This is a genomic window from Novosphingobium sp., from assembly GCF_965214355.1.
In the GTDB taxonomy this organism is placed as follows: domain Bacteria; phylum Pseudomonadota; class Alphaproteobacteria; order Sphingomonadales; family Sphingomonadaceae; genus Novosphingobium.
The window spans coordinates 255,247-275,538 of sequence record NZ_CBDCBI010000002.1 but is presented as its reverse complement, the minus strand read 5'-3'; the positions used below and the strand labels follow the sequence as shown (position 1 = coordinate 275,538).

The following is a 20,292-nucleotide window of genomic DNA, read 5'->3' as shown; positions in this document are numbered from 1 at the left end:
TTCAGTAGGGCAGGTCGGGCAGGAAGTACCAGACCCCGACCGGCGCAAACGTCAGGCGTGTCACCAGCCAGGTGGCGATCAGCCAAGGCACTGCCGCCACCAGCCAGACAATGCCGAGCCGGCCCACGCGCCGCAGATCGGGCCAGAACGGCGTGCGCGACGCCCACAGCGTCCATTCGCGCCCCGACAATGCGGAATTCTTGGCATCCTGTAGCCTGGCACCGACCACCGCCAATACGACAAGCCCGCCGCAGCTTATGGCATTGCGCGCCGATGGCTCGACCATGACCAGGATCACGCACCAGATGGCGATCGAAAACATCATCGGATGGCGCGTGATCTTGTAGACGCCATCGGGCTGCCGCGTCGACAGACCGTTGAGATTGGCACCGACGAGCCCGGGATTGCCGAACAACGACGCGACGAACAGCGCGACCGCAAAATAGCCGATTGCAGCGAACGCAATCTGCAGCGCCGGATTGTTCGACGACCACAAGGCCGGGCCGTGCGGCGACAGATGATAGGCAACGAACATCACCAGCAGCAGCACGATCGCGATGATCGAATAGACGACTCGAAAACCCGTCAGGCCAAAGCCATCGATCGCCTGGCGGCGAAGCGTGTGTGACAGCAGGAAATGGCTGCCGACAAATGCGACCAAGGCCACTGCCAGAATGATCAGACCTTGCGACATTCCCCCAATCAACATGGTTTCCCGTCATGACACGCAGCTTCGAAGCGGCGGCGTAACACAGGTGATAGTCTCATATTGAGATGACGTCGAACCCGGATTGGTCCAACCCGGCTAGGACTAAAGGGCAAATTCCGGCCATTCACGTGACCCCGTGCATCAGCTTCTTGATCGGCCAGGCCAGCAGCAACAGCACGGCCCCGATCGCGACCGACACCCAGCCGATGACCGTGAACACGTGGACATACGTATCGAGGCTGAGCTTCGGATTGGTCACCTGGCCGCCAACCGTATCGACGCTGGCGATCTGCGCGATCACGCCGCCGACATATTCGGCGACGGCGATCGACAGGTACCACACCCCCATCATCAGCGCGACGATCCGCGCCAGCGACAGCTTGGTAATCATGCTGAGCCCGACCGGCGAAATGCACAATTCGGCGAGCGTCTGGAGCAGGTACATGCCCGCCAGCCACCACACCGAAACCTTGAACGTGGCATCGGCAAACGCGGTGCCCCACACCAGGAACAGAAAACCCACCCCGACACCGGCGATGCCGATCGCAAATTTGACCGGGATCGACGGTTCCAGCCCGCGCCGGCGCAGCCACCCCCACACCACCACCAGCACCGGGGCCAGCGTGACGATGAACAGCGCGTTGAAAAACTGCGTCTGCGCGGCCGACAGGCTGAACAGGCCGAACACGCTCAGATCGGTGTTGCGGTCGGCAAACAGCGTCAGCGATGTGCCCGCCTGCTCAAACAGCGTCCAGAACACGGTGTTGAACGTGATCAGGATCATCGCGGCCACCATCATCTGGAATTCCGCGCGGCTGCCGTTCCTCCAGGCGTAGACCAGGATGACCGGCACCGCGATCAGGAACGTGCCGAACAACAGCTTGCCCATCAGCGACAGCGCCAGGATATAGGCGATGATCCCGGTGCCGGTTGCTTCGGGCGTGGCATTCATCAGGTTTTCAAACAGCAGCATCACCACCGGCACCGTGACCAGCGCGACGACATAGATCAGCAGCGAACGGTCCTTGCCCCTGTCCGCCGGCGGATTGCCGAATGCCGCCAGCCGGCCGCCATCGAATTGCAGCCCGGCCCACGACAGCAGCATGCCGATCGCCGCGACCAGGAACCCGGCCCACCACCCGATCACATCGGCCAGCAGCGGGCACAGGATCTGCGACAGCAGCGCGCCCAGATTGATGCCCATGTAGAAAATCGTGAACCCGGCATCCTTGCGTGGATCGTCGGGCCCGTACAGTTCGCCGACCATCGTCGCGATATTGGGCTTGAAAAACCCGTTGCCGATCGTGATCATCGCCAGCGCCAGCAGGATAACCGCGGTGATCAGCGGAGACCGATCGCCGCCTGGTTCGAACCCGCTGGCCGCAACATGCCGCGCGACATGGCCATCGGGCGCCAGCAGCGAAATCGATCCGTCGGCTTCGCCATGGATCAGCAGTTTCTGGCTGTCCAACACCACGTAACGCCGCTCGCGCCCGCTGGCCGAAGGACGATCCACGACATTTTCCTGCACCACGGTGTGACGCACACCGTCGATATTCGCCCAGGGCTGCACCGGCTCACCGCCGAAACACAGCAGGAAATAGCCAGCGGCCATGACCAGCGCGCCGAACTTGACCGAACGCTTCGACCCGAGATAGCGATCAGCGAGCAATCCGCCGATCACCGGGGTCAGATAGACCATCGCCGCGGTGCCGCCGTAGATTCCGCTGGCGGTGCGATCGTTGAACAGGAAATGCTTGGTCAGATACAGCGTCAGCAGCGCGCGCATGCCGTAGAACCCGAACCGTTCCCACATTTCGGTCGTGAACAGGCGGGCGAGTTGACGGGGGTGACCAAACCAGTCGGCAGAAGCGGTGGTCAAATCTGGGGCTCTTTCGTACCGGTCGCCAACTTGCGTGTCGGAGCCGGGGGTAGCGTGCGAGTCCTAACCGGGATGGAGGCCGGGTCAATGACCTAATTCATGCAGCCGATGGCGTACCAGCCCGATTCGATTCGCCACGCGATCGCCAGGGCATGGCCGATTTTCGCCGGATTGGTCTCATATCGGGTCAATTTACCCGAAAGACGACAAAAACAATGCAATCGCACCGTCGATAAGATTGTCTGTAACCGCACACTCTGGCAAAACGCGCGCGGCACAGCAATTCGGGGCGCCGTGCCGATATAGGATGGGGGATGTCGCAGACATCCGGTTAGGGGAAGCACGGATGATCAAATCCGAATTGTTGCAGTCGTTGGCCAAGGAAAGCCCCGACATGCGCGGAGAAGAAATCGAACGCGTCGTTGAAGTGTTTTTCGATGAAATCGGCAAACGGCTTTCAGAAGGCGGCCGCGTCGAACTGCGTGGCTTTGGCGCATTTTCGACCCGCGAGCGCGATCCGCGCAAGGGCCGCAACCCGCGCACCGGCGAAACCGTCGAAGTGCCGGGCAAGCGCGTGCCCTATTTCAAGCCGGGCAAGGAAATGCGCCTGAAGTTGAACGCCGACGGCGAATGAGTTTGGGGTTTGGGCAGTTCATTTTGACCGCATGCCCGGCAACACCCGCCCGCTCGTCCTGGCGGACCTGATCCCCCATCCTGATGGATGGGGGACCAAGTCCGCCATGACGGCGTTTAATCGGGCCGAACGAAGTTCCCGAACGAGCAGCGCAATTGAAAAGACTTAATGTCCTGCGGCAGGCGCAGCAGTCGCACCAGCGGCCGTAACCGGCGTCGATGCGCCCGGCGCTGCGGCAGGCGCAGCCGCGCCCGCGGTCGTCGCTGCCGTCGATGCGCCAGCCGTGGGCTTCGCCGGGCCGGCCGCAGCCCCTGCGGGCGCTGCAGCTGCCGCTTCGGCGACGGGCGCGGGCAGCGGCAGGTTCGAACCCTTGGTGTTGAGATACAGGATCACGTTGGCGCGATCTTCGGGGCTGGCCAGCCCGGCGAACGACATCTTCGTGCCGTCGGCAAACGCCTTGGGGTTGGTCAGCCAGGTGTCGAGCGAAGCGAAATCCCACTTGCCGCCCTTGGCGTGCAACGAATCCGAAAATGCATAGCCCCGGCCCTGACCTTCGGCATCACCGACGACGCCCCACAAGTTGGGCCCGATGCCGTTGGCCGCACCCTGGTCGATCGTGTGGCATGCCTTGCACTTGGCAAAGACCGCCTCGCCCTTGCTGGCGTCGGCCTTGGCCAGGCGGTTGGCGATCGGTGCCACCACCGCAGCGGCGCCTGCGCCATCGGCGGCACCGACCACGGCATAGCCCATCTTTTCGGGCGCTTCGTGCTTGTCGGCCAGGAAATAATGGCTTGAAACCGTGGACAGGCCCAGGGCGACGATCCCGCCAAACAAAGTCCAACCGGCGATGGTGTTGAAACGGTCGTTCATGCCTTGCCCCGTAGTCCTTGATGCAGTGGCGAGCCGGATCCGGCCACGCGCCACTTCGTATTTTGCCAGTGGCTCTAGTCATCGCTCTGCCCGCGCGCAAGTCCGATTACCGCCCTAATGCTGCACCCGCAAACGGGCTTGTCCAACGTGCTCGCCCGGCCTAATCGCGACAAACCATGGCCAGTTATCCCAAACCCGCGCTCGCGCTTGTCGAAGCAATGACCCAGGCCGCCGCCGCCGATCCCGCGCGCGCGGTCGCATTCCAGGGCGCGCCCGGCGCCAATTCGCACCGCGCCGCCTGTGAAATGGTGCCCGGCGGCCTGCCGCTGCCGTGCTTCAGCTTTGAAGACGCAATGGATGCGGTGCGCGAGGGCCAGGCCGGCATGGCGGTGATTCCGATCGAGAATTCGCAGCATGGCCGGGTTGCCGACATTCATTTCCTGCTGCCCGAATCCGGGCTGTCGATCGTCGGCGAACATTTCGTCGATATCCATGCCGCGCTGATGGGGCTGGGCCACGGGCCGTTTACCGCCGCCTACAGCCATCCGCAGGCACTAGGTCAGTCGCGGCATTATCTGCGCAACAAGGGTATCATCCCGCTCAGCCACGCCGATACCGCAGGGGCAGCTGCGTATGTCGCGGAATTGGGCGATCCGACGATCGCCGCACTCGCGCCGCGGATCGCTGCCGAGCTCTACGGGCTCGACGTGGTCGAAGACAATGTCGAGGATGCGCACGACAACACCACGCGCTTTGTGCTGCTGGCGCGAAAGCCGCTCGATGTGGAAACGATCGACGGCCCGGCGATGACCACCTTCATCTTTGAAGTGCGCAATATTCCCGCCGCGCTGTACAAGGCGATGGGCGGATTTGCGACCAACGGCATCAACATGACCAAGCTGGAAAGCTATCAGACTGGCGCCAGTTTTGCAGCGACAACGTTTTTTTGCGACGTCGTCGGCAAACCGGGCGAGCGGCCGCTCGATCTGGCGCTCGAGGAGCTGGCGTTTTTTGCCAACAACTTGCGTATTCTCGGGACATATCCGCAAACCAGGGCGCGCGGATAGCTTGCGGGCGGGCGGCGCGCGTGTCAGCATCCTGGCCGTGACCGCACCTGCCATTCCAGCACATCCCGACACGGGGGCGGCCGCCTGGGCGAAAGCGCGCGCGATGGGCGACATCCAGTTCGCCCCGCTGAAGCCGATCGTTACCCCGCCGACCCCCCCGCCACGCTGGCTTGTCGATTTCCTCAAAGCGCTGGGCCGGCTGATCGAGCCGATCGGCGCGTGGCTGGGCAGCCATGCGCGCGTGATCGAGATCGGCGCGATCGGGCTGTTGGTGGCAGCGGTCGGCTGGTTTGCGTGGATCTTGTGGCGCGACCGGCCCGATCGGCGCGCGGCAGTCCCGATCGAGCCGACATGGGCGCCCGATGCGGCGGCGGCGACCGCGCTGCTCGCCGACGCGGCCGCGCTGGCCGACGCCGGGCAGTTCGATGCGGCGGTGCATCTGCTGCTGCGGCGCAGTTTCGACGACATCGCGGCCGCGCGGCCCGAATGGCTGACGCCCGCCAGCACCGCGCGCGAGATCACCGGCATTCCCGCGCTGCCCGGCGCGGCGCGCACCGCGTTTGCCGTGATCGCGCGCGAGGTTGAGCGCAGCCGGTATGCGCTGCATCCGCTGGGCCTGGCCGACTGGATCCGCGCACGCGATGCCTATGCCGCGTTTGCGGTGCCGCGCCCATCATGACCGTGCGCACATGAACAATCCCGCCGCCTTTGGTCCGCGCGGCACGTTTGCGATGATCGCGGCGGGCTTTGTCTCGTTCATCATCCTGCTGATGTGGATGGGCACCGGCACGCCGCAGGGCAACAACGGCGGCGCGCATGGCCTGGGCAAAGGCATTTCGGGCTATGCCGCGCTCGTCGCGATGCTGAATGCCGATGGCCACCCGGTCGAATTCAACCGCATGCCGGGCCAGATCGGCGGGCCCGAAGTGCGCGTGCTGACCCCATTGGCCGAAACCGATACCAAGGAACTGGCGCGCCAGTTGCAAATGCGCCGCGCAGGCGTGGGTCCGACGATCCTGATCACCCCCAAATGGTTGACCGGGCCGCTCGCCAATGACCCGCGCATACCGCCCGATGCGCGGAGGCGCGCGTGGGCGCGGGTGTTCGGCGCGCCTGCCGCGCCTGCCGGGTGGACCACGATCTGGGGCGCCCAGGCCCCGAACTGGAAAGGCGTGCTCGACAATGTCAGCGTGCATCTGGGCTATGCCAAAGCGCCGGCAGCGCATGGCTGGCGCAGTGCCGATGGGGCATCGGGCCCGTTGCCCGACGATCGCATCGTGCTGTCGGGCGGCGGCATGGACGATAACGAACACCCGCTGATCCCGCTGGTGCGCAGCGGTGACGGCCGGATTCTGGCCGGGTATTTTCCCGATGGCGGCGCCTACCCCGCGCTCGACGCGATGGCGGGGGTCGCACCGACCGGCTCCGATACGTCGATCCAGCCGCTGGTGGTCGTGTTCGAGCCCGACCTGCTGAACAACCGGGGCATGGCCAACCAGGCGACCGCGCTGCTCGCGCGCCGGCTGGTGCTGGCGAGCATGGGCAACACCCGCCGGCAGATCCTGTTCGACGTCTCGCTGGCGGGGCTGGGCGCGTCGAAAAACCTGCTGACCCTGGCGTTTACTCCGCCGTTCCTGGCCGCCACGATCTGCCTGATCCTGGCGATGGCCGGGTCGATCTGGCGCGGGTTTGCGCGGTTCGGCCCGGCACGCGCGGGCGCGCCGGCTGACCGGGTCGGGCGTATCGCGCTGGTCGAGGGCGGCGCAGCGCTGTTGTTGCGCGCGCGGCGGTATCACCTGATCGCCGCGCCCTATGCCATCGCTGCGCGCGAACGGCTGATCGTCGCGCTAAGCCTGCCTCGGCGCAATTCCGCCGATGAAACCGATGCCGCGATCGAACGCGTGCAGCGCGCGGTGGCGCCGGGCACGACGCCGTTCGGCGAAGTCGCCGCGCGGCTGGCGGGCGCGCAGGCGCCGGGCGCGATTACCGCGCAAGCGGCAGAATTACACAACATCGAAACGGCGCTTGGCCACATCAACCGGAAACCAGACAGACCATGACTCCAGACGATATCAGGACGCTTTCGGTGGCAATCCGGGGCGAAGTGGCCAAGGCGATCGTGGGCCAGGAGGCGGTGATCGATCATCTGCTGATTGCGCTGTTTTCGGGCGGGCATGTCCTGCTCGAAGGGCCGCCGGGCACCGCCAAGACGCTGCTGGCGCAATGCTTTGCCGCGTCGTTGGGCCTCGATTTCGGGCGCATCCAGTTCACGCCGGATTTGCTGCCCGGTGATATCCTGGGGTCGAACCTGTTCAATTTCCAGACCAGCCAGTTCACGCTTACGCGCGGGCCGATCTTCTGCGAAATCCTGCTCGCCGACGAAATCAACCGCACGCCGCCCAAGACGCAGGCCGCGCTGCTCGAAGCGATGCAGGAGCGGCGGATCACGCTCGATGGCGAAGCGCACACACTGTCCGAGCGCTTTACCGTGATCGCCACGCAAAACCCGATCGAAAGCCAGGGCGTCTACCCGCTGCCCGAGGCGCAGCTCGACCGGTTTCTGTTCAAGGTGCTGGTCGATTATCCCGATGCCGCCGAGGAAGCGCGCATCGTCACCCGCTATGCGCAAGGCAAGACGCGCGCCCGGCCGGCAGAGCTGGGCATCGTGCCCGTCGCCGATGCCGCGACGCTGGCCACAGCGATTGCCGCGACCGGCACAGTGACGATGGCCGACAGCATCGTCGATTACGTCGTGCGGCTGGTCCGTGCCACGCGCGACAGCGGCGATCTGGTGTCGGGCGCCAGCCCGCGCGCGGCGGTGCTGCTGGCGGGCGCAGCGCGCGCCCGCGCCGCGCTCGACGGGCGCGACTATGTCGTGCCCGATGATGTGAAAGCGCTGGCCACGGCGGTCCTGCGCCATCGCCTGTTGCTGTCGCCCGCCGCCGAAATCGAAGGCCGTGCGATCGAAACGATCGTCGCCGATCTGGTGACACGGACCGAGGCGCCGCGCTGACAATGCGCTGGTTCGCGCTTTTCAGAATCGGGCTCGCCCCATCGCCGCGCGCCATTCAGGCGCTCGTGGTGATGGCGCTGGTCGCGCTGCTGATCGGCGCATTTGCGCCTGGCGCCTGGACCGTGGCGCCGGCGGCGGGCACGGCACTGCTGCTGCTGGTGTTGGTCGACGGCTGGCTGGCAGGCGGGCTGGTCGCGTTTGACGTGACGGTGCCGCGCGACGGCGAAGTGGGCGAGCCGCTGCCGATCCGCATCGAGGCGCGGCTGACACGCACCGCTGGATGGACCCGCCCGAGCGCCGCACTGGCGGCCAGCCCGCGCCTGGCCGATGGCGGCCGCATCGATATCGCGCTCGACTGGGCCGAAGGCATGTGGCGCGGCACCAGCGAGCCTGCACCGATGCGGCGCGGCACCGGCCAGATCGAGCGCGGCTGGCTGCGCTGGCAGGGACCGCTGGGCCTCGCGCATCGCCAGGCAGTGCGCGACGTGGGCGCCGATGTGCGCGTATGGCCCAATCTGGCGCCGGCGCGCGGCAAGGCCCTGCAGATTTTCCTGCGCCAGGCCGATTTCGGGCGGATCGCCCGCGCGATCCGCGGCGCGGGCAGCGAATTCGAGGCGATGGCCGAATACCAGTCCGGCATGGACCGCCGCCGCATCGACTGGAAATCATCAGCGCGCCACGCCAGCCTGACCGCGCGCGAATACGAAATCGAGCGCAACAACCAGATCGTGTTTGCGTTCGATTGCGGGCAGGCGATGTGCGAACCGATCGGCGGCCTGGCGCGGATCGACCGCGCCGTCACGGCCGCGCTGACCACCGCCTGGGTCGCGCTGAAGGCCGAAGACCGTGTCGCGCTGTTCGGCTTTGCCGCAAAGCCGCTGGTGATGAGCCCGTTCATCACCGCGCCGCACCAGTTCCGCCGCCTGCAGGAGGCCGCCGCCGCGCTCGACTACAGCGCCGTCGATGCCAATTTTACCCTGGCGATGGCGACATTGGCGACCCGGCTGCAACGCCGATCCCTGATCGTGATCTTTGCCGATTTTACCGACCCCACCGGCGCCGAGCTGATGATCGAAAACTGCGCGCGGCTGGTACAGCGCCACCGCGTGCTGTTTGTCGTGATGCGCGATGAAGACCTCGACGATCTGGCCGGCGCCGCTGTTGCCACACCGGGCGATGTCGCGCGCGCGGTCGTGGCGCAAAGCCTGATCCGCCAGCGCGCGGTGGTGCTCACCCGGTTGCGCCAGGCGGGCATCCGCGTGATCGAGGCACCGTGGCAATCGATCGGCACGCATCTGCTGGAGACCTATCTGGCGATCAAGCGTGAAGGCAGCATCGGATGAGCACCTCCCTCTCCCGCTTTGGCGAAACGCTGGGCGGCTTGTTCTCGCGCAAACAGGGTGAAGCGATCGCCGCCGCCGAAGTCGCCTCGCTGCGCTCCGACCGCTTCCGCCAGGAGCGTGAGGGCGACTGGCGCCGGCTCGACCACATCGTCCGCCGCATCGAAGCCGGCCGCATCCGCAGTCTGTCGGACGATGACCTGGCGGCGCTGCCCGCGCTGTACCGCATGCTGGTCTCCAGCCTGTCGGTCGCGCGCGAAACCACGCTCGATGCCGCAACCTTGCGCTATCTCGAGGGGCTGGCGCAGCGGGCGTGGTTTGTCGTGCATGGGCCCGAGCTGGGCTTTCGCGGCTGGTTTCGCCGCTTTTTCGCCGGCGGGTGGAGCGCGGCGGTGCGCGCGATCGGGCCCGATATCGCCATCGCGCTGGTGGTGATGATCTCCGGCGCGCTGATCGGCTGGGTGCTGGTGTCGAACAATCCAGACTGGTTCTATACGCTGATGCCGCCCGAGCCGGGCGATACCCGCGTGCCCGGCGCAAGCCGCGCCGCGCTGTATGCCTCGCTGTTCGGCCAGTCGCATCAGGAAAACCTGTCGATCTTTGCCGCACAGTTGTTCAGCCACAACGCCGGCATTTCGATCATGTGTTTTGCGCTGGGGTTCGCGTTTGGCGTGCCGCCGATCCTGCTGCTGGTACAGAACACCACCGAGGTCGGCGCGTTGCTGTGGCTGTACCATGGCCAGGGGCTGACGCTCGAACTGATCGGGTGGCTGTCGGTGCATGGCACGACCGAGCTGTTTGCGCTGCTGCTGGCGGGCGGTGCGGGCATTCACATCGGCCGGGCGATGGCGTTTCCGGGCACCCGCGCGATGCTCGATGCCGCAGCGGCCGCCGGACGCCGTGCCGCCACGGTGATGACGGGCGTCGTGCTGATGCTGGTGGTGGCCGCGCTGCTCGAAGGGTTTGCGCGCCAATTGCTCGACGCGACCGCGCCCCGGCTGACGGTGGGGATCGGGATGCTGATCTGGTGGCTGACGTATTTCTATGTCTATCGCGGCCGGATGAGGGCTCGCTGATGGCGCGCTGGCCATGGCGGAAAAAGGCGCCGGTGGTGTATGGCGGCCACCTGATCAACCGCCGTGCGCGCGAAATCCTGACCGCCGAAGGGCTGCGCCTGCCGCTGACGATTGCAACGCGCGGTGCGCGTGCGGGCGCGGTGCTGATCGATCTGTTCCTCGTCTATTTCAGCCTCGCGCTGATCACCGCGCTGTTCATCTGGATCATCCACGGCATCGGGATCGACAAATTCAATCCCAAGAACCCGGCGCAAGTGATCTTTCAGGCGCTGGTGATCATCTGGATCATCTTCGTCTTCCTGGCGCGCAACATCTGGTTCCTGTGGTTCGAACTGGGCCCGCGCGGCGCGACGCCGGGCAAACGCATGACCGGGATCCGCATCGCCGCGCGCCCTGGCCGTGATGGCGCGGCGACGCGCCTGTCGGCAGAAGCGGTCATCGCGCGCAATCTGCTGCGCGATGTCGAACTGTTCATGCCGGTCATCTTCATCGGCAGCGCGCTACGCGCCGGCACCGACACGACAATGGCGGGCTGGGCCTCGCTGGTGTGGTTCGCGATCTTTGCGCTGTTCCCGTTCTTCAATCGCGACGCCTTGCGCTGCGGCGATATCATCGCGGGCACCTGGGTCGTCGAAGCCCCGCGCGGCAAACTGGATGCCGCGCTGTCGCTGGGCGATGCCGGCCAGGGGCTCAGCAGCGTGACCGGCGCGCAATACCGCTTTGGCGATGCGGACCTGGCGATCTACGGCGAATACGAATTGCAGGTGCTGGAACGCGTGCTGCGCGACAACCGCCCGCAAGTCCTGGCCGAAGTCGCCGAAACGATCTGCGGCAAGATCGGCTGGACCACCGGCACCGGCGACGAACGCGCGTTCCTGGAGGCGTATTACACCCAACTGCGCGCGCGGCTGGAAAGCGGCATGCGCTTTGGCCAGCGCAAGGCGGACAAATTCGCCGAACGATAATCCTCCCCGGAACGGGGACGATTCAGAAGATCGCGACTACGTGTGCGCCCGAGCTATCCGCGCGACCCCGGAACATGCCCGGCGTCGTGAACACCTGCGCGATTTCGCCTGCCGAAGACACCACGATCACGCCGCCGACCCCGCCCATCGCGCCGATTTCGTCCAGAACCGCGCGCGCAGCAACATCGGGCGCCTCGCCAATCAGCCGCATCCGCGCGCAGATCTCGTGCGCGGCGCCGGCGCGGATGAATTGTTCGCCAGACCCGGTGCAGCTGACCGCGCCGGCGCGATCGTCGGCATACGTACCCGCGCCGATCAGCGGCGAATCGCCGATCCGGCCCCAGCGCTTGCCGGTCAGCCCGCCGGTCGAGGTCGCCGCCGCAACGTGCCCCGCCGCATCGCGTGCGACGGCGCCGACGGTGCCGTATTTCATCCCCGCGTCGAACCAGCCATCGGGTTGCGCCTTCAATTCCTCCAGCTGGCGCAGCCGCTCGGGCGTGGCGAACCAGCTCGCTTGGGCCACGGGCACATCGTGCGCGCGGGCAAACACTTCGGCCCCGGCGCCCGACAGGAACACATGCGGCCCGGCCTCCATTACTGCGCGGGCAAGGCGCACCGGGTTTTTCGTCTGCGTGACGCTGGCGACCGCACCGGCCGCGCGGGTATCCCCGGCCATGATCGCCGCATCGAGTTCATTGGTGCCTTCGTAGGTAAACACCGCGCCGCGCCCCGAATTGAACTGCGGATCATCCTCCAGCACGGCAACCGCGGCGGTCACCGCGTCGACCGCGCTGCCGCCGGCGGCAAGTACCGCGCGGCCGGCGTCGAGCGCTGCGGCGAGCCCCGCCTCGTGCGCGGCGATCGCCGCTGCATCCATGGTGTCGCGGGTCATCGATCCGGCACCGCCGTGAATGGCGATCGACCATGCGTTTGGAAGTGTGTTGCTCATGCGCGGTGCGATAGCAGCGCCATGGCCGATGCGCAAAGTGTCGCTCAGGATCTTGCCATGGCGCGTCGGGCCGATCACACTGGTCGGCAATGTCCGCTCGCCAATCCCCTGATGCCGGCGCCAGCGTCGATCAATTGCTTGAGGCCGGGCTGGCGCACCACCGCGCTGGCGATCTTGCCGGCGCGGCGCGGTGCTATCAGCGCGCGCTGGAACGCGCGCCCGGTCTGGCGCGCGGCTGGCACCTGCTCGGCCTGACCCATGCGCAGGCCGGCGAGGCAGCCGATGCGATGGCGCTGATCACCCGCGCATTGGCGATCGACCCCGGCGATGCTGAGGCGCATGGCGACCTGGGCCACCTCCACCAGCGGCAGGGCCGGCCTGCCGAGGCCGCAGCGAGTTATCGCGCGGCGCTTGCCGCCGATCCGGCCGGCGACGCAGCCTGGCGGACCAGGATATGGACCGATCTTGGCATGGCGCTGTCTGCCACCGGCGACCGCGAAAACGCCATCATGGCCTGGCAGACAGCACTGGAGATCGATGCAGGGCGGATCGACACGCAATATCATCTGGCAAGCGCCTTGCATGACAGCGGCGCGCTGGATGACGCGGCTGCCGGTTATCGCACCGTGCTGGCGGCACAACCGCGCCATCGCGACGCACAAGCGAGGCTGAAACAGGCAATGGTGCAAATGGGCGCTCAACCCGGAGGTTGAGCGGCGCGCGCCGCGTCAGGCCCCGCGTTCGATCAGGTTTTTCAACGCTTTCAGATCGCGGTTGACCAGCTTGATGTCCGCAGAGAAGCGTTCTTCGTCCATGCCGGGCTGGCGATACAGCGTCAGGATCACTTCGGCGCCATCGCCGTTTTCGACCACGCGCAAGGGGACATGCACGCGCGCCGGGCCCGCATCGACCCAGTGATCCATCACGCCAAACGGATTGTGCGGGGTAAAGCGGATACCGACCGGTCCGTCGGCGCCGTCGGCGAGCCAGGACCCATCGTCACCCTGCCGCAATTCGCCATCCGCCAGACCCGCCGCCCACTTGGGAAAAAATTCCGGTCGCCAGATCCGCTCGTACAGCGCGCGCCAGTCGTGGCGGATCGAAATGCTGAACGAACGGGCAGGCAACATCGGGCATCCTTGAGTCAGTCCAACCCGGCCAGCGTCGCCAGCACCAGATCGGCATGCGCCTTACGGCAGATCAGCAGATCGGGCATATAGGTATCACGCTGGTTATAGACCAGCGGCGATCCATCGACGCGGCTGGCATGCAGCCCGTGCGCCAGCGCGACCGCGACCGGGGCGCACGAATCCCATTCGTACTGCCCGCCGGTGTGCAGGTAGATATCCGCCTGCCCCAGGACCACGGCCATCGCCTTGGCCCCGGCGCTGCCCATCGGGATCAGCTCTGCGTCCAGCTTTTCGGCCACCGCAACGGCTTCCCGCGCGGGGCGTGTGCGACTGACGACCATGCGCAACCGGTCGGGCGCGGGCGGCACCACGCCGGGCGCATCGCTGCGCAACACCAGCCCGGCGCCGGGCCCCATACCTGGCAGGGCGACCGCACCCAGCGCCGCGACACCATCGATGGCCAGCCCGACATGCACTGCCCAATCGGCGCGGCACTCGCCATATTCGCGGGTGCCATCCACCGGATCGACAATCCACACGCGGCTGTGCTCGAGCCTTGCAAAGCTGTCCTTTTCTTCTTCGGACAGCAATCCATCCTCGGGCCTGGTTTCGCGCAGCGCGTGGCACAAAAACTGATTCGCCGTCGCGTCACCGGCGCTGCCCAGGGCCTTGCCGGCAAACACGCCGCTGTCGCGCACAGTGATCAGCAAGCGCCCTGCCATGTCGGCAAGATGCGCGGCGAGATCGGCATCGCTCATCATGACGCTCACTTGAGAGGCAACAATTGCCGGATGATGAAATCGGCGGCTTCCACCGCGCTCATGTCGGCGGTGTTGACGCGGATTTCCGGCGACAGCGGCGCTTCATACGGGCTGTCGATCCCGGTAAAGTTCTTCAGCGAGCCCTCGCGCGCTTTCTTGTACAGGCCCTTCACATCCCGCTGTTCCGCCACTTCCAGCGGGGTGTCGACATAGATCTCGATGAATTCGCCATCGGGGATCATCTGGCGCACCATGTCGCGCTCGGCACGGAACGGGCTGATGAACGCAGTCAGCACGATCAGCCCGGCATCGACCATCAACTTCGCCACTTCGCCGACGCGGCGGATATTTTCGATCCGGTCCGCCTCGGTAAAGCCCAGGTCCTTGTTCAGACCATGGCGCACATTGTCGCCATCGAGCAGGAAGGTGTGCCGGTTCATCAGTGCCAGGCGTTTTTCCACTTCATTGGCAATCGTCGATTTGCCCGCCCCCGACAGCCCGGTGAACCACAACACCCGCGGGGTCTGGTTCTTCAGCCCGGCATGATCGACACGGCTGACATCGCTGGGCTGCCAATGCACGTTCTGCGCACGGCGGAGGCTGAAATGCAGCATCCCGGCAGCGACCGTCGCATTGGTGATCTTGTCGATCAGGATGAACCCGCCCAGCGTGCGGTTGTCCACATAGGGCTCGAACACGATCGGCTTGTCGGCGGTCACTTCGACCACACCGATCGCATTGAGATCGAGCGTCTTGGCCGCCAGATGCTCCATCGTGTTGACATTGATCACATATTTGGGCGCATGCACCGTGGCCGACACCGTCTGCGTCGCCAGTTTCAGCCAATACGCACGCCCCGGAATCATCGCTTCGTCATTCAGCCAGACCAGCGTCGATTCGAACTGGTCGGCGACCTGAGGCGGCGCATCGGCCAGCGCGATGACATCGCCGCGCGAGCAGTCGATTTCATCGGCAAGGCATAGCGTCACCGACTGCCCTGCAACCGCGCGGTCGAGATCGCCGTCACCAGCGGTTTCGCTTGCGAAACCGGCACTTGGCATCGTGACGATGCGCGTGACCGTGCTGGTCTTGCCCGACGGCAGCACGCGGATGGTATCGCCCGGCGCAACCGAGCCGGTCGCGATCAGGCCCGAAAACCCCCGGAAATCGAGATTGGGCCGATTGACCCATTGCACCGGCATGCGGAACGGCCGGTCGCGATCGCGCGCGGTGTTGACCTCCACGCTTTCCAGATGCTCGACCAGCGTCGGGCCGGTGTACCACGGCGTCTGCGGCGAATGCGTGGTGATGTTGTCGCCGGCAAAGCCCGAAATCGGCATTGCGGTAAACTGCTCGATGCCGATCGAACGCGCAAATTCGCCGTAGTCCTTCACGATGTCATCGAAGGTCGCCTGGTCGTATCCGACCAGGTCCATCTTGTTGACCGCGAGCACGATGTTCCTGATGCCGATCAGGTGGCACAGGTACGAATGGCGCCGCGTCTGCACCAGCACGCCCTTGCGCGCATCGACCAGGATGACCGCCAGATCCGCCGTCGAGGCGCCGGTGATCATGTTGCGGGTGTACTGTTCGTGCCCCGGGCAATCCGCGACGATGAACTTGCGCTTTTCGGTGTTGAAGAAGCGATAGGCGACATCGATCGTGATGCCCTGTTCGCGCTCCGCCGCCAGCCCGTCGACGAGCAGCGCAAAATCGATCGCCTGCCCCTGCGTGCCGACCCTTTTCGAATCGGCCTCGAGCGCGGCCAGCTGATCCTCGAAGATCATCTTCGAATCGTACAGCAACCGCCCGATCAGCGTCGATTTGCCGTCATCGACCGAGCCGCAGGTGATGAACCGCAGCATCGTCTTGTGCTGGTGCACATCGAGATAGGCGTCGATGTCTTCGGCAATCAGGTCGTCGGTGACGTAGATCGGCGATTCCAGGGTCTCGGTCATCAGAAATACCCCTGCTGTTTTTTCAATTCCATGCCCGCACCGCCCGCGTCCTTGTCGATCGCACGCCCCTGGCGCTCGCTGGTGGTGGTCAGCAGGGTTTCCTGGATCACTTCGGGCAATGTGCTGGCGGTGCTTTCGACTGCGCCGGTCAGCGGATAACAGCCGAGCGTGCGAAAGCGGATCGAACGCATCACCGGCACTTCGCCGGGCTCCAGCGGAAAGCGGTCGTCATCGACCATCAGCAGCATGCCATCGCGCATGACTGTCGGGCGCTCGGCGGCGAAATACAGCGGCACGATCGGAATAGCGTTGAGATGAATGTATTGCCACACATCGAGCTCGGTCCAGTTCGAGATCGGGAATACGCGGATCGATTCGCCCTTGGCCTTGCGCGCGTTGTACAGGTTCCACAGCTCGGGCCGCTGGTTCTTCGGATCCCAGCCATGGCTGGCGGTGCGGAACGAGAAAATGCGCTCCTTGGCCCGGCTCTTTTCCTCGTCGCGCCGCGCGCCGCCAAATGCCGCGTCGAAACTCCATTTGTCCAGCGCCTGCTTCAGCCCTTCGGTCTTCCACATGTCGGTGTGCAGCGCGCCATGGTCGAACGGATTGATCCCGCGCTCTTTGGCTTCGGGGTTCTGGTATACGAGCAGGTCCATGCCGCTGGTCTGCGCCATCGTGTCGCGCAACTTGTACATTTCCCGGAATTTCCACGTCGTATCGACATGCAGCAGCGGAAACGGCGGCGGCGACGGATAAAACGCCTTGCGCGCCAGATGCAGCATCACCGCGCTGTCCTTGCCCACCGAATACAGCATCACCGGATTGCCCGCTTCGGCCACGACTTCGCGCATGATGTGGATCGCCTCTGCCTCGAGGCGGGCGAGATGGGTCAGGGTGGATCGATCGGTTGGGGTGGACATGGTGCTCTTCCGGGTGTGCGTTGTCCGCCAGATCAGCCATGCGACACGAACTCGAACCTCCCATATGGGAGCAAAACAAGTCAGGCTGGAATGAAGGTGCTAAGCGGGCACAGAACGCGGTCGCAATGGCGCCCAGATCAGAAACCGGAATCGCGACCGATCGTAAAACGGTCGGTAAGCGGCCTGATCAAAGGCGCGTAGCGGTGGTGAAGCCGGGAGGGATAGGACATTGCGAAGTTCAGCGCCTGGTCGCGACGAAGAATGCGCTTGCGGTAAAATTCGCCTTTGGGTCCGTGCCCGGATGCCACAAGCCAATGGTCCTTGCCCGCCCGATAGGTGACGGCGTGCAAATGGCTAAGCACGCGGTGAGCGCAGTCATCGTGCCGCGCTGCGGGCCCAGTTGACGATCGCGCCCTCCGGCATCGCGCCGGCCTGACGGGCGACTTCACCGCCCTTGCGAAACAGGATCATCGTCGGGATCGAACGGATGTCGTAGCGACCGGCAATCGCCTGTTCGGCCTCGGTGTCGAGTTTCCCGAGACGCATCCAGGGCTCGAGCTGTCTGGCGGCGGCTTCGAAAGCAGGGGCCATCTGGCGGCACGGGCCGCACCATGACGCCCAGAAGTCCAGCAGCAACGGCACGTCCGAGCGGGCGGCATGGGCATCGAAGTTCGCCGCTGTGACGATAACCGGCTTTGCCGAGAACAGCGCGCTCTTGCACTTTCCGCACGTGCCGCTGGCCCCCATCTTCTGGCGCGGCACCCGGTTGAGCGTGGCGCAGACCGGGCAGGCGATGATCAGGGTGTTGGAAGCTTGCGTCGCCATAGTCTCTCCTGTCGCCAACACGCCGACCGCCTTGCAGCAAGAGCCGTATGCTGCAAGTTTCGCCGGCGCCACCGCGTCTCCGATATGAGAACTGGAAGGCGTATCGATCGGTTCCCTCTTTTCAGCGTAACGGGACAGCGACGACGACAACCACCGCAGACCATCCGCCGAGCCGATCAGGGCAGGACGCGGCGCGCGAAGGCGGCTGCGGCCGCCAATCCGCCCTGGTCTACGGTATGGCCGACACCTGGCGCGATATGCGTTTCCACCGGTACGCCGGCGGCCTCCAGCGCTCTTGCTGCCAGATCGAGGGAGCGGAACGGCACGACCTGATCGTCGGTGCCGTGAATGAGCAGCACCGGCGGTCGGCTCCTGATCTGCTGGTCCAACTGCTCGGGCGCGACCAGCATGCCGGAAATGCCGATAATGCCTGCCAAGGCGCGTTCACGGCGAAGGCCGACATGCAGCGCCATCATCGTACCCTGGCTGAACCCGACGAGCAGGAGCCGATCGTCGGTCAAACCTGCCGCCGCCATTTCCGCATCGAGAAAGGCATCCAGTTCAGGCGCAGCCGCCGCCGCCCCGCTGGCGCGCTCTACGGCCGAGAAGGTCGCAATCGGCCACCATTGGCGGGCATTGGCCATCTGGGGCAGCACGCCGGGCGCGTCGGGCGCGACGAAGGCCAGGTCGTGGAGCGATGGCTGGATCAACGCGGCAAGCGAAATGAGATCGTCACCGTTCGATCCGTAGCCGTGGACGAGCACCACGAGCCCGGTCGGCCGATTGCCGGAGAGCGGGGTAAGGCGTGGGCCGTTGAGCAAAAACGTATCCTTCCTGGTATGTGCGGAAAGGACGACAGCCTGCAAAAAAGCACAAGCGAAAAGCGCTTCAGGCCGGCTTTATGGCTCGCTTGTGCGCGGGACCGGGCATCGGCGCGAACCTCCCAAATGGGAGCAAAATGACTTGACCGAAGCTGGCGTGCGTGAAACCAGACACATATGGCCATTTTATCTGCCGATCATCGCGAGCTGTTTCTGCCGCTGATCGAAGGCATTCATGAAAGCCCCCCATGGGGCGCATTCATGCGCAATCTGGTCGCGCGGATGGTCGCGCGCCGCGCGTTCATGGTGATCACACTGGCCAATGCCGCACCCGACCAGGCGCCCATGGTCATCCACACCGCCGCACCGCGCGCCGCGCGCGAGGACCCCATCGATTTTCGCCGGCTGGACGCGCTGCGGCTGCATCCGTATGGCGCGCTGCGGCCGGGGCGGATCTATGCGCTCGACGAAATGCTCGACTACGACGATCGCGCACAACTGGCCCTGCAGCGCGCGGCGCTTGCCGACATGGGCATTCGTTATGGCCGATGGTTGCGTGTTTCGGTCGGCGGCGCCGCCGATGCGTGGCTGGTGCTGGTCCGCGAGCGCGAGGATTTCAGCGGGTCGGCGGTGGCCGTGCTCGATGCCGTTGCGGTGCACCTGGCCGCTGCACTGCGCACGCTGGCTGCGCTGATCGATCAGCGGCTGCAGACCGCGATGGCCACCAACGCGCTCGCGCGGCTCGGCGTGGGGCAACTGGCGTTCGATCGCGATGGCCGGGTCATGGCCGCCGATGCGGTGGCAGAGGCTGCGCTGACGCTCGTGCCGGAGGCGGGCGCGCGCGCCGGGCGGCGGCTGCATCTGCGCCCAGATGCGGCGCGCGCGTTGGAAAGTGCATGCGCCGATCCGCTGGCGCTGCCGCAAGTCATCCGCGTGGATGAGACGCGCGGCATCGATCTGCTGCTGCGCCGTGCCGACCTGGCGCTGGGCGATCCCAGCGCGCGCCCGGCAGTGATCGGCGTGCTGCGCGATACGGTGCGCGAGCCGGCACGCCAGGCAATTGGCGTGCTGGCCGCGCGCCACGGCCTGTCCGTGAACGAGGCGGCGCTGGCGCATGCGCTATCGCTGGGCGAAACGCTGACGCAGGCCGGGGCGCGCCTCCATCTGACTGCGGAAACAGCGCGCAACTACTCAAAACGGATCTACGCGAAAACCGGCGCGCACGGCCAGGCCGACCTGGTACGCATGGTGCTGACCGGCCTTGCGCCGCTGGCGTGAATCCTCCGCGAAACGGGGAGGGGATTCACACAGTCCGTTTACCTCTGTCATTCCCGCGTCCGCGGGAATGACGAAAAAATGGGGAATAGGTGGA

General features: G+C 65.6%; 20 protein-coding genes. 10 read left to right on the top strand and 10 right to left on the bottom strand.

Annotated elements, in window-relative coordinates:
* Position 1 precedes the first annotated feature (1 nt).
* Together ACOOE2_RS01835 and ACOOE2_RS01830 are read right to left on the bottom strand one after the other, a co-directional pair.
* Entirely contained in the window at positions 2-694 is a 693-nt protein-coding gene (locus tag ACOOE2_RS01835; RefSeq protein ID WP_420381323.1) for an NnrU family protein, read from the bottom strand.
* Between the two features lie 139 nt (positions 695-833).
* A complete protein-coding gene (locus ACOOE2_RS01830; RefSeq protein WP_420381322.1) occupies positions 834-2,591 on the bottom strand; it encodes a peptide MFS transporter in 1,758 nt (585 codons plus the stop codon).
* Between the two features lie 346 nt (positions 2,592-2,937).
* Between ACOOE2_RS01830 and ACOOE2_RS01825 the strand changes: the two genes are divergently transcribed.
* Positions 2,938-3,225, top strand: a complete 288-nt coding sequence (locus ACOOE2_RS01825; RefSeq protein ID WP_420381321.1) for an integration host factor subunit beta — start codon at positions 2,938-2,940, stop codon at positions 3,223-3,225.
* A 165-nt stretch (positions 3,226-3,390) separates the two neighbouring features.
* Here the strand turns inward: ACOOE2_RS01825 and ACOOE2_RS01820 are convergent, their stop codons facing one another.
* Positions 3,391-4,095 (bottom strand): c-type cytochrome, encoded by a 705-nt coding sequence (locus ACOOE2_RS01820; RefSeq protein ID WP_420381320.1) that lies wholly within the window; start codon positions 4,093-4,095, stop codon positions 3,391-3,393.
* A 176-nt stretch (positions 4,096-4,271) separates the two neighbouring features.
* Here ACOOE2_RS01820 and ACOOE2_RS01815 point away from each other — a divergent pair, with 176 nt between their 5' ends.
* The 7 genes from ACOOE2_RS01815 to ACOOE2_RS01785 are packed head-to-tail and all read left to right on the top strand — an operon-like array spanning position 4,272 to position 11,556.
* Positions 4,272-5,162, top strand: coding sequence for a prephenate dehydratase (locus tag ACOOE2_RS01815; protein WP_420381319.1), 891 nt, complete (start codon positions 4,272-4,274; stop codon positions 5,160-5,162).
* A 37-nt stretch (positions 5,163-5,199) separates the two neighbouring features.
* The gene (locus ACOOE2_RS01810) at positions 5,200-5,841 is read left to right on the top strand and encodes a hypothetical protein (protein ID WP_420381318.1); all 642 of its coding nucleotides are present in this window, start codon (positions 5,200-5,202) and stop codon (positions 5,839-5,841) included.
* A gap of 10 nt (positions 5,842-5,851) precedes the next feature.
* Positions 5,852-7,222, top strand: a complete 1,371-nt coding sequence (locus ACOOE2_RS01805) for a hypothetical protein (RefSeq protein WP_420381317.1) — start codon at positions 5,852-5,854, stop codon at positions 7,220-7,222.
* Positions 7,219-8,175, top strand: a complete 957-nt coding sequence (locus ACOOE2_RS01800; RefSeq protein WP_420381316.1) for an AAA family ATPase — start codon at positions 7,219-7,221, stop codon at positions 8,173-8,175. Before ACOOE2_RS01805 ends, ACOOE2_RS01800 begins: the two co-directional genes overlap by 4 nt.
* 2 nt (positions 8,176-8,177) lie before the next feature.
* Positions 8,178-9,518, top strand: coding sequence for a DUF58 domain-containing protein (locus tag ACOOE2_RS01795; protein WP_420381315.1), 1,341 nt, complete (start codon positions 8,178-8,180; stop codon positions 9,516-9,518).
* A complete protein-coding gene (locus ACOOE2_RS01790; RefSeq protein ID WP_420381314.1) occupies positions 9,515-10,591 on the top strand; it encodes a stage II sporulation protein M in 1,077 nt (358 codons plus the stop codon). The genes ACOOE2_RS01795 and ACOOE2_RS01790 overlap by 4 nt, the downstream gene beginning before the upstream one ends.
* On the top strand, positions 10,591-11,556 hold the full coding sequence (locus ACOOE2_RS01785) for an RDD family protein (protein ID WP_420381313.1): 966 nt from the start codon (positions 10,591-10,593) through the stop codon (positions 11,554-11,556). The genes ACOOE2_RS01790 and ACOOE2_RS01785 overlap by 1 nt, the downstream gene beginning before the upstream one ends.
* Positions 11,557-11,578: 22 nt before the next feature.
* Here the strand turns inward: ACOOE2_RS01785 and ACOOE2_RS01780 are convergent, their stop codons facing one another.
* Positions 11,579-12,505 carry an isoaspartyl peptidase/L-asparaginase family protein gene (locus tag ACOOE2_RS01780; RefSeq protein ID WP_420384542.1) on the bottom strand — a complete coding sequence of 309 codons (927 nt, stop codon included), beginning with the start codon at positions 12,503-12,505 and terminating at the stop codon, positions 11,579-11,581.
* Between the two features lie 89 nt (positions 12,506-12,594).
* Here ACOOE2_RS01780 and ACOOE2_RS01775 point away from each other — a divergent pair, with 89 nt between their 5' ends.
* Positions 12,595-13,218 (top strand): tetratricopeptide repeat protein, encoded by a 624-nt coding sequence (locus ACOOE2_RS01775; RefSeq protein WP_420381312.1) that lies wholly within the window; start codon positions 12,595-12,597, stop codon positions 13,216-13,218.
* A 15-nt stretch (positions 13,219-13,233) separates the two neighbouring features.
* Here ACOOE2_RS01775 and ACOOE2_RS01770 read toward each other — a convergent pair whose 3' ends face one another.
* From ACOOE2_RS01770 to ACOOE2_RS01745, 6 genes are all read right to left on the bottom strand, one after another.
* A complete protein-coding gene (locus ACOOE2_RS01770; RefSeq protein ID WP_420381311.1) occupies positions 13,234-13,635 on the bottom strand; it encodes a polyketide cyclase in 402 nt (133 codons plus the stop codon).
* 14 nt (positions 13,636-13,649) lie between these two features.
* Positions 13,650-14,393 carry a 3'(2'),5'-bisphosphate nucleotidase CysQ gene (locus ACOOE2_RS01765; protein WP_420381310.1) on the bottom strand — a complete coding sequence of 248 codons (744 nt, stop codon included), beginning with the start codon at positions 14,391-14,393 and terminating at the stop codon, positions 13,650-13,652.
* Positions 14,394-14,401: 8 nt separating this feature from the next.
* Positions 14,402-16,354 (bottom strand): sulfate adenylyltransferase subunit CysN, encoded by a 1,953-nt coding sequence (gene cysN / locus ACOOE2_RS01760; protein ID WP_420381309.1) that lies wholly within the window; start codon positions 16,352-16,354, stop codon positions 14,402-14,404.
* Positions 16,354-17,274, bottom strand: coding sequence for a sulfate adenylyltransferase subunit CysD (gene cysD / locus ACOOE2_RS01755; protein WP_420381308.1), 921 nt, complete (start codon positions 17,272-17,274; stop codon positions 16,354-16,356). Before cysD ends, cysN begins: the two co-directional genes overlap by 1 nt.
* A gap of 375 nt (positions 17,275-17,649) precedes the next feature.
* Entirely contained in the window at positions 17,650-18,099 is a 450-nt protein-coding gene (gene trxC / locus ACOOE2_RS01750) for a thioredoxin TrxC (protein WP_420381307.1), read from the bottom strand.
* Between the two features lie 176 nt (positions 18,100-18,275).
* Positions 18,276-18,920 carry an alpha/beta hydrolase gene (locus tag ACOOE2_RS01745; protein WP_420381306.1) on the bottom strand — a complete coding sequence of 215 codons (645 nt, stop codon included), beginning with the start codon at positions 18,918-18,920 and terminating at the stop codon, positions 18,276-18,278.
* Between the two features lie 177 nt (positions 18,921-19,097).
* On the opposite strand from ACOOE2_RS01745, the gene ACOOE2_RS01740 reads away from it, so the two are divergent.
* Positions 19,098-20,198, top strand: a complete 1,101-nt coding sequence (locus ACOOE2_RS01740; protein WP_420381305.1) for a helix-turn-helix transcriptional regulator — start codon at positions 19,098-19,100, stop codon at positions 20,196-20,198.
* Positions 20,199-20,292 lie beyond the last annotated feature (94 nt).

Bases quoted from the DNA above. Each gene is read 5' to 3' on its own strand.
- ACOOE2_RS01805 (WP_420381317.1), top strand. From the start codon at position 5,852: ATGAACAATCCCGCCGCCTTTGGTCCGCGCGGCACGTTTGCGATGATC.
- cysN (WP_420381309.1), bottom strand. From the start codon at position 16,354: ATGACCGAGACCCTGGAATCGCCGATCTACGTCACCGACGACCTGATT.
- ACOOE2_RS01835 (WP_420381323.1), bottom strand. From the start codon at position 694: ATGTCGCAAGGTCTGATCATTCTGGCAGTGGCCTTGGTCGCATTTGTC.
- ACOOE2_RS01740 (WP_420381305.1), top strand. From the start codon at position 19,098: ATGGCCATTTTATCTGCCGATCATCGCGAGCTGTTTCTGCCGCTGATC.
- ACOOE2_RS01775 (WP_420381312.1), top strand. From the start codon at position 12,595: ATGTCCGCTCGCCAATCCCCTGATGCCGGCGCCAGCGTCGATCAATTG.
- ACOOE2_RS01780 (WP_420384542.1), bottom strand. From the start codon at position 12,505: ATGAGCAACACACTTCCAAACGCATGGTCGATCGCCATTCACGGCGGT.
- ACOOE2_RS01770 (WP_420381311.1), bottom strand. From the start codon at position 13,635: ATGTTGCCTGCCCGTTCGTTCAGCATTTCGATCCGCCACGACTGGCGC.
- ACOOE2_RS01800 (WP_420381316.1), top strand. From the start codon at position 7,219: ATGACTCCAGACGATATCAGGACGCTTTCGGTGGCAATCCGGGGCGAA.
- ACOOE2_RS01765 (WP_420381310.1), bottom strand. From the start codon at position 14,393: ATGAGCGATGCCGATCTCGCCGCGCATCTTGCCGACATGGCAGGGCGC.
- cysD (WP_420381308.1), bottom strand. From the start codon at position 17,274: ATGTCCACCCCAACCGATCGATCCACCCTGACCCATCTCGCCCGCCTC.
- ACOOE2_RS01785 (WP_420381313.1), top strand. From the start codon at position 10,591: ATGGCGCGCTGGCCATGGCGGAAAAAGGCGCCGGTGGTGTATGGCGGC.
- trxC (WP_420381307.1), bottom strand. From the start codon at position 18,099: ATGGCGACGCAAGCTTCCAACACCCTGATCATCGCCTGCCCGGTCTGC.
- ACOOE2_RS01815 (WP_420381319.1), top strand. From the start codon at position 4,272: ATGGCCAGTTATCCCAAACCCGCGCTCGCGCTTGTCGAAGCAATGACC.
- ACOOE2_RS01820 (WP_420381320.1), bottom strand. From the start codon at position 4,095: ATGAACGACCGTTTCAACACCATCGCCGGTTGGACTTTGTTTGGCGGG.
- ACOOE2_RS01790 (WP_420381314.1), top strand. From the start codon at position 9,515: ATGAGCACCTCCCTCTCCCGCTTTGGCGAAACGCTGGGCGGCTTGTTC.
- ACOOE2_RS01795 (WP_420381315.1), top strand. From the start codon at position 8,178: ATGCGCTGGTTCGCGCTTTTCAGAATCGGGCTCGCCCCATCGCCGCGC.
- ACOOE2_RS01825 (WP_420381321.1), top strand. From the start codon at position 2,938: ATGATCAAATCCGAATTGTTGCAGTCGTTGGCCAAGGAAAGCCCCGAC.